Raw genomic sequence first — 7,882 nt, 5'->3', positions numbered from 1 at the left:
GCGTTCGACCGCCCTTCAGCGCACGCCAGCACGATCCTCGACCGCAGCACCAGCGCCTGCGACGCGGTCTGCTTGCGCAACCAACCCCGCAGCACCCGGCGTTCGTGATCGGACAACTCCAACGGCAGCGGCTTCGGACCAGGCATAACCCCACCCTATAACCGCAAGCGGACTACCGACTCAGGACACTAGAAGTGCTTCCGAGCGCTCTTCGGTACCTCTACTTTCCCGCCAACTCCTCACCCTCTCCCGAGGGCCCTTTCGCCGCGTCGACGCAGGTGAATTGCCGGCAACCGGCGGCAATTCACCACGATTCTGGGGTGTGATGCCAGCGCACGACGACTTGCGACATGCGAAACCCGCAGTTCAGAGGCAGGAGACCCACTCCCTTCATCCGTCGACGAGGGCGGCACGAGCAGCCCTGGCCGGTTTGCGTTCGATGGACGCCACCCCTCGTGATGATCCATCACTTTTTGTCAGTGCTCCCTGATACACCCATATCCATAAGGGCAGCATTATCAAGTTGCCAGGCCACAGGAGGGGGAAGGACATGCCGCCGGCAGGATTTCACGAGGTTCGACGCCACATCAGAAGGAATCCCCGGCCCCGCGGAAAGAAGCTGGGCGGGTGGACCATCGCGGGAATCGTTGCCTTCCTCTGGCTGTGGGGACAACTCTTCGGGTTCGGCAGCAGCGACAGCGGCGCGGAGACGAGCAATCCGGCCTCCACTCCGTCTGTGTCCGTAGTGCCGAGCCGATGATGGGCAGGAAGCAACTGCGGCTGCGGGCGCCGCGCGGTCGCCACGAGCGCGTAGCAGCGGCGCTCGTCGCCGCGGCCGCGACCACCATGCTGGTCCAGGCGGCCAGGGGACTGTGGCGCGCGATCGTACGAGGCTGGCCGTTCGCGCTCGCCGTGGCCGCGGCAGCCGTGCTGGCTGTCATCTGGTGGCAGGTGAGGCGAGTTCGGCTGCGACGGGCCCAGGCCACGCTGGTCGCGGTCCTACGACTCCCGCTCGAGAGAATCGACTCGCTCGGTGATGCGGAGTTCGAGTTCGCGCTTCGGGATCTCCTCATCCGGGACGGCTGGTCGGCGCAGCGGGTCGGGCAGGCCGGCGACCAGGCGGCCGACGTCATCGGTCGGCATGCCCAGCGTGGGCGGATCGTGCTTCAGGCCAAGCACACCACCGTCGGAGGAAAGGTCGACTCGAAGGTGATGTACCAGGTCAAGGGGACCGCCGGGCCCGTCCACAAGGCGGATGTCTCGGTCGTGGTCACCAACGGCGGCTTTACCCGGGATGCCAAGGCGTGGGGCGAGCGGCACCGAGTCCACTGGGTCGATCGCGAACGCCTTCGGCGGTGGGCCGATGACGGAGTTCCGCTGCACATCCTGCTGCGTCTGCCCGCTCGCAGGGCACGCAGGACCGTGGTTCGACGAGCCGCGTAGCGTCATCTGCCGGCAGGGCGGGGAAGAGGGGAACGGTGTTCAACGAGGACGGGTCACTGGACCCGGTACTGAAGCGCATCCTGGGGTTGGTCCTCGGCCTGGCCATCGCCAAGGTCGCTTGGAAGTGGCTGACGCAGGACGCGTGGCCGTGGGTGCGCGACGGCCTCGGGGGCTGGTTCACGGAGGACGTGTGGGGATGGCTCCTGGGACATCCCTGGTGGTTCTCGCTGATCATCCTGGGCACGCTCGTGCTGCTGTGCTTCGTGGTCTTCTCCGAACACGGCGGTGGAGCCTACGTCGTCCACGACGCCTACGACGACGGCTCGGCCGAGAGCGGTGATCGTGAGCCCATCACTGCGTCGCCCAAGGTCCTGACCTTCCGGATGAAGCAGCTCGCCGCGATGAGCGCGGACGGCTTCGAACAGGCGTGCGCCGATCTGCTCGCTCGGGACGGGTTCCAGCGTGCTCGCCGGGTCGGGGGCGCCGGAGACCTGGGGGCGGACGTTGTGGCCTGGGACGACGATGGCGACAAGATCGTTTTGCAGTGCAAACAGTACAGCAGCGCGGTCGGGTCCGAAGCTGTACAGAGGTTCAATGGCACTGCGGTGCCGGAACATCACGCACAGGTGCCCGTCCTCGTGGCCCTGAACGGCTTCACCCGGCCGGCGACGGACTTTGCCCGGCGCCACGGAATCGTCCTCGTGGGCCGGCCGGAGCTAAAGCGCTGGGCGCACGGCGAGCATCTGTACTCCGTGGTGTCGGAGGAGCACACGCCCGCGTAGACACCGCGGGCGTATGGAGGTTGAGGGCTTCGGCGAAGGTGGAGGGCGTGCAACCCATGAAGCCGATAGTGCCCTGTCAACGGCTGTGGCCGCACGGTCGAGGGGTTCTCAACACGCGTATCTTCCGACAGCGGCCGGGCACACCGTGTCCCCTGCGGGAAGTGGTTCCTGCCGCCGGTCGCCGTGCTGCGGGAGAACTCCGCTCTGTGGAAGGTGTGCCATGTCGTCCGTGAGCCGCAAGCTGTTCGATTTGAAGGCTTACGAGGCCAGGGCTCGGCACGGGCCGTGCTTCGTCTGCGCGTTCTTGCAGGGTGAACCCGGTTACGAGCACGAGCTGGTCTATGAGGACGCGGACCAGGTGGCGTTCCTGGACCCGGTGGCCGACGCTCCCGGGCAAGGTTCTCGTCGCACCCAAGGCGCATGTGGAGGATGTGGTCAGCGGGTTCTCGGACGACGGTTACGTGCGGGTGATGCAGGCCGTGCGCCGTGTGGCGCTCGCGGTCGAGGAGGTGCTGGCGCCGGAACGGGTGTATCTGCTGTCGCTGGGATCCCTGCAGGGAAATCCGCATGTTCACTGGCACGTGGCTGCCCTGCAGCCTGGGACCCCGTACGAGCAGCAGCAGTTCCATGCGCTCATGGCGGAGCACGGGGTCGCCGAGGTGGAGCCGGCCGAGACCGCGAGGATCGCGGCTGAGTTGCGGCGCCGCCTGGCCTGATGTGCGCTGCTCCGGGTCAGCGGCCCTGTCAGCGGGCGGTGATGGCGCTCTGGGCTGTGAGTGTCCTCGGTTGAGCTGCGGCGTGCCCCTCTTGGCCGTGTGCACCAGCCCCAGTACAGGCGAGGGGGAATCCGTAGATGTCGAGTTGGTTACCGACTTCGGCTTGTCAGGGTGAGGTTGGGGTGTCGAGGGTCGGGCCGGTGCCGGCTATGAAGCCGTGGAGGGTTTCGGGTCGGTACTGCAGACGCTTGAGCCGGTTGCGGACGAGGGCTTCGAGTCGATCGAGGGTCATGACGGCAAGGTTGGCGAGGCTCCGCTTGACGTATTGCCCACACCCATTCGACGGGGCTGAGGTCGGGTGAGCAGGCGGGAAGCAGGAACACCGTCAGCCAGGTGCGCTCGGCGATCAAGTCCCGCATGGCGTGGGAGACGTGGGTGTTCAGGCGGTCCCAGACCAGGACGACCGGCGCCTTGACGAGCTGGGGCACGCCGTCGACCAGGGCGATGAAGTCGCGCTCGCCCATGCTGCGGCGTCGGCCTTTGCCCGCGGGGTGGGTGCGCAAGCGGTGGCACAGCCGGGTGCGCGAGCCGGGCCGTATGGCGATCAGCCCGGCCACGGACAGGCGTCCCGAGCGGCGGCCGCTGACCGTCACGACCGGGGTGCGGCCTCGTCGGCCCCAGGTGCGTCCTGTGGGCGGTCGGCGGGTGAAGCCTGCCTCGTCCTCGAAGCAGATGTAGCCCCCACAGGCTGCCCGGGCCCTTTTACCTCCGCCCAGGTCGCCTCCTTCCACGCGGTGACGGCCTGCTCTTCGCGCTCGGCCATCCGCCGCGTGGGGAGCTGGGAGCTGAAGCCGAGCCGGTGCATCAGCCTGGTGGCGCCCGAGACGCTGTAGGAGACGTGGAAATTCCGGCCGATCAGTGTGGCCACCCGCGAAGCGGTCCAGACCTGGCCCTCCACCCGGCCGTGTGCGGCAGGGCCCTGGTCCAGGTACGCGGCGAGCTTGGCCAGGCAGCGCGGTGACAGGCGGCACCGTGACCCGCCCGGCCCGCGAGAGGCCAGAGCCTTCCCGCCACCGTCGCGCCACAACTGGTGCCACTGGTAAGCCGACTTCGGGCTCACCTGCAGGCGCCGGGCCACCTGCGCCGGCTTAACCTCCTGCTCGAACAGCTCGGCCGCCTGCATCCGTACCGGCTCCCGGCGCAACCGTCCCGCAGCGGTCAGCCCGCCCCCATCCGCATATCTCACACACCATCGGTACAGCCCTCGCAACGCGCCCGTCAGGCAGATCGGGACGGTTCACCCTGACGAGCCGAAGTCAGTAACGGAGCAACCGCGTTGAACTCCAGCGGCCGGCGCACACGCCGCGCGGCGCCCGGGGCTTTGGCGCCGGTCAGCCGGCTTCCGTCAGGGCCGCGTGCGCGGCGGTGAGGATCTCCTCGGAGAGCGGGGAGCCCGCGGTGGCCCGGGACAGCACCAGCGCACCGAACAAGGTGCACAGCCGGGCGATGCCGTCCTCGCCCTCCTCGGCGGCCCCGACCGGGGCCAGGAACGCGGCAAAGTCGGCCACCCCTTCGGTGTAGGTGCGACGCGCGCCGCAGTCCTCATCCCCGCGTGCGACGTCGACGGCGAGGGCCGCGACCGGGCAGCCGTCCGCCGGGGCGTCGCGGTGTTCGACGGAGAGGTAGGCGTCGATCAGGGCCCGCTGAGCGGTATCCCGCTGCCCGTCGTACTGCTCGAGGCCGGTCGTATGGCGCCGGGCGAGCTCGGCGAAGGCGTGGGCGGTCGCCTCGTCGACGAGCGCCTCCTTGGAGGCGAACTGCTTGTAGAAGCCGCCGTGGGTCAGGCCGGCCGCCTTCATGAGGTCGGCGACGCTCACCTGGGTGCCCTGCTCCCGGAACAGCCGGGAGGCGGTCTCCACCACCCGCCTGCGGTTCTCCTGCGCCTGTGCCTGCGATACGCGGCCCATGGTCACCTCCCGTTTGAATGTCGACTGGCATCTATCGTAGTCCCATGTTTAGATTATATTCGCAATCTAAACATGAGGCGCGCGACTCGACGGCGCTCTCCGAAGATCAGGAGCAGGCATGGAACTGAAGAACGCGGTCGCGGTCGTCACCGGCGCCAACCGGGGCCTCGGGCGCCACCTGGCCGTCCAGCTCGTGGAGCGCGGCGCGAAGGTGTACGCGGCCGCCCGTCGGCCCGAAGCCGTCGACGTGCCGGGCGCCGTCCCGCTGCGCCTCGACGTGACGGACGAGGCCTCGATACGGGAGGCCGCCCGCATCGCGTCGGATGCCACCCTGCTGATCAACAACGCCGGCGTCTCCACCGGCGCGACGCTGATCGGAGGCGACGCGGCTGAGGTGCGCCGGGAGATGGAGACCAACTTCTACGGCCCGCTCGCCGCGACGCGCGCCTTCGCCTCCGTCATCGAGGGCAACGGCGGCGGCGCCGTACTCAACGTCCTGTCCGCCCTGTCCTGGTTCCACCCGGCCGCCCTCGGCTCCTACGCCGCGTCCAAGGCCGCCGCCTGGGCACTGACCGGTGCGACCCGCGAGGAGCTGGCACCCCGCGGCATCGCCGTCTCGGCGCTGCACGTCGGCTACATGGACACCGACATGGCCGCCGGCATCCCCGCCGACCAGAAGACCGCCGCCGCCGGCGTCGCGGCCCAGGCCCTGCACGGCATCGAGACGAGCCTGCCCGAGATCCTCGCCGACGAGACCAGCCGGTACGTCAAGCAGAACCTGGCCGCGGCGCCCCAGCCGAACGCAGGCTGACGCTCACCCCGTCATCGCGGCGCCTCCCTCGTGCAAGGACCTTTCATGCGTTATACGACCTTCGGACGCCGGACCGGAGTGCGCGTGTCCGAGTACGCGCCCGGTAACGCGAACCTCGGCACCGCCTGGCGTGTCGCGCGCGGTCACCCTCGCGAACCTGAAGAGCTGGCGTCGATTGCGGGTATCCAGCACGAGTACAGCCTCGTCGAGCGCACCGCCGACCGCGAACTGCTGCCCACGGCCGAGAGTCTCGGGCTCGGTGCCGCCCCGTGGTCCTCGCTCGGCGGCGGACTGCTCAGCGGCGAATACCGCAGCTCCTCCCAGGGGCGTCTGAGCGGCCTGGGCATGATCATCCACACCGAGAGCACCGGTCGGAAGACCACCGTCCTGGCCGTCGCCGAGGAGACCCGCGTGACACCCGCCCAGGTGGCGATGGCCTGGGTGCGCGAGCACGCCGGCCGCTCCGTGGCCACGCTCGTCCCGATCATCGGCCCGCTCACCCCAGCCCAGCCCGACAGCTACCCCGGCGCCCTCGACGTCCAGCCGGCCGACGCGCAGTACACCCGACTGGCCGAGGTCAGCGCGGTGCCGCTCGGCACGCCCCACGAAGGGATCGGCGCCTCTCCGGACCGCCTCCAGGAAGGCGCGGCCGACCGCGTCACCGCCCCTTGTCGTGCCGGTGGCCTGATGGGCGAACGGGACTGAGGACGCGGTGCGCCCATGCCGCAGCCAGGAGAACAACACAAACCATCTCGCACGGGGAGAAGCCCGGGGCGAGCGCAGACCCCGCCCCCTTCTGTGGACGGGATACGGAACGGAGACGACGATGAGGGCCTTCATGGTCGAGAAGTACGGCGGCCGGGCGGGGATGCGCGCCGCCGAGATACGCGTCCCGCAGGTGGGCGCCGACGACGTGCTGGTCAAGATCCACGCGGCGGGCGTCAACCCGCTGGACCTCAGGATCCGCAACGGGGACTTCAAGGCGTTCCTGCCCTACCGTCTCCCCCTCGTCCTGGGCAACGACCTCGCCGGAGAGGTCCTGCAGGTCGGGTCCTCCGTCACCCGCTTCGCGGTGGGCGACGAGGTCTACGCCCGGCCCGACAAGGACCGCATCGGCACCTTCGCCGAACTCCTCGCAGTCCACCAGGACGACCTGGCGCCCAAACCCGCCACCCTGACCATGACCGAGGCCGCATCCCTCCCCCTGGTCGCCCTGACCGCATGGCAGGCACTGGCCGAGCGCGCCCGGCTACAGCCGGGTCAGAAGGTCCTCGTCCACGCGGGCGCCGGCGGCCTCGGTTCCATCGCCGTCCAGCTGGCCAAGGCACTGGGCGCGCACGTGGCCACCACCGTGAGCACCGCCAAGGTCGACCTGGTCAAGAACCTCGGCGCGGACGAAGTCATCGACTATCGCACCCAGGATTTCACCGAGATCCTCGACGGCTACGACGTCGTCCTCGACAGCCTCGGCGGCGACAGCCTGGCCAGGTCCCTGCGCGTTCTCAAGCCAGACGGCACCGCCATCAGTGTCGCGGGCCCGCCCGACCCCGCCTTCGCCCGCGAAGTCGGCGCGAACCCGCTCCTCCGCCTGGCCATGACCGCGCTCAGTTCCAAGACCCGGCGCCAGGCCGAGCGCCTGGGCGTGACGTACTCCTTCCTGTTCATGAAGGCCAGTGGCGACCAGTTGCGGGAACTCACCCCCCTCATCGACACCGGGAAGATCCGTCCCGTCGTCGACACCGTCTTCCCGTTCGAAGAAACCCTCCAGGCCCTGGAGTACGTCGAAAAGGGCCGGGCGAAGGCCGGCAAGGTCGTCGTCTCCATGACGTAGGGCAGACCCGCCGGCATCGACCAGCTCCACCAGTTCACCTTCCACGCCGAGCAAGGCGTGACGCGCCTGGTCACGGGCCTGGCGCCCGTGGCTTCGTTCGCTTCAAGCAGCAGCGCTTGTCCACCGGTTTCGTCCGGCTCACCGTCGACGACGTGATCCGCGACGGCGACACGGTGCTGCTACGGCTCGGGGAGCCGGCTTCGCCCGCTCCAGCACCGGTCGCCGCCCTGCTGCTGGAGCACATCGCAAACCGCGACAGCATGAACACCGCACCAACCCGTATCCCGCCGGCTCTTCCTGGGCCGCCGGGCGGCCCAGCCGTTCCGCCCCGA

8 protein-coding genes and 2 pseudogenes are annotated in these 7,882 nt (G+C 69.3%); 6 read left to right on the top strand and 4 right to left on the bottom strand.

Annotated elements, in window-relative coordinates:
* Positions 1-146: pseudogene (locus ABZ564_RS13570) on the bottom strand (IS630 family transposase); the annotation flags it as partial.
* A gap of 613 nt (positions 147-759) precedes the next feature.
* On the opposite strand from ABZ564_RS13570, the gene ABZ564_RS13565 reads away from it, so the two are divergent.
* The 3 genes from ABZ564_RS13565 (at position 760) to ABZ564_RS13555 (ending at position 2,941) form a co-directional block, all read left to right on the top strand.
* Positions 760-1,443 (top strand): restriction endonuclease, encoded by a 684-nt coding sequence (locus tag ABZ564_RS13565; protein ID WP_360854539.1) that lies wholly within the window; start codon positions 760-762, stop codon positions 1,441-1,443.
* A 35-nt stretch (positions 1,444-1,478) separates the two neighbouring features.
* Positions 1,479-2,225 (top strand): restriction endonuclease, encoded by a 747-nt coding sequence (locus ABZ564_RS13560; RefSeq protein ID WP_360854524.1) that lies wholly within the window; start codon positions 1,479-1,481, stop codon positions 2,223-2,225.
* Positions 2,226-2,566: 341 nt separating this feature from the next.
* On the top strand, positions 2,567-2,941 hold the full coding sequence (locus tag ABZ564_RS13555; protein ID WP_360854521.1) for an HIT domain-containing protein: 375 nt from the start codon (positions 2,567-2,569) through the stop codon (positions 2,939-2,941).
* 166 nt (positions 2,942-3,107) lie between these two features.
* Here the strand turns inward: ABZ564_RS13555 and ABZ564_RS13550 are convergent.
* The 3 genes and pseudogenes from ABZ564_RS13550 to ABZ564_RS13540 form a co-directional block, all read right to left on the bottom strand.
* Positions 3,108-3,675: pseudogene (locus ABZ564_RS13550) on the bottom strand (transposase).
* Complete coding sequence (locus ABZ564_RS13545; RefSeq protein WP_360854536.1) at positions 3,591-4,145, bottom strand: winged helix-turn-helix domain-containing protein; 555 nt, start codon at positions 4,143-4,145, stop codon at positions 3,591-3,593. Before ABZ564_RS13545 ends, ABZ564_RS13550 begins: the two are co-directional and overlap by 85 nt.
* 187 nt (positions 4,146-4,332) lie before the next feature.
* The gene (locus ABZ564_RS13540) at positions 4,333-4,908 is read right to left on the bottom strand and encodes a TetR/AcrR family transcriptional regulator (RefSeq protein WP_360854518.1); all 576 of its coding nucleotides are present in this window, start codon (positions 4,906-4,908) and stop codon (positions 4,333-4,335) included.
* Positions 4,909-5,026: 118 nt separating this feature from the next.
* Between ABZ564_RS13540 and ABZ564_RS13535 the strand changes: the two genes are divergently transcribed.
* The 3 genes from ABZ564_RS13535 (at position 5,027) to ABZ564_RS13525 (ending at position 7,550) form a co-directional block, all read left to right on the top strand.
* Positions 5,027-5,719 carry an SDR family oxidoreductase gene (locus ABZ564_RS13535; protein WP_360854516.1) on the top strand — a complete coding sequence of 231 codons (693 nt, stop codon included), beginning with the start codon at positions 5,027-5,029 and terminating at the stop codon, positions 5,717-5,719.
* A 45-nt stretch (positions 5,720-5,764) separates the two neighbouring features.
* Positions 5,765-6,424 carry an aldo/keto reductase gene (locus tag ABZ564_RS13530; RefSeq protein WP_360854513.1) on the top strand — a complete coding sequence of 220 codons (660 nt, stop codon included), beginning with the start codon at positions 5,765-5,767 and terminating at the stop codon, positions 6,422-6,424.
* Between the two features lie 121 nt (positions 6,425-6,545).
* Positions 6,546-7,550, top strand: a complete 1,005-nt coding sequence (locus ABZ564_RS13525) for an NADP-dependent oxidoreductase (protein ID WP_360854510.1) — start codon at positions 6,546-6,548, stop codon at positions 7,548-7,550.
* Positions 7,551-7,882: the final 332 nt, after the last annotated feature.

Source organism: Streptomyces sp. NPDC019224 (assembly GCF_040632605.1).
Classification (GTDB): Bacteria; Actinomycetota; Actinomycetes; order Streptomycetales; family Streptomycetaceae; genus Streptomyces.
Note: the sequence above shows the minus strand (reverse complement) of the source record. Positions and strands in the feature narration are given on the sequence as shown.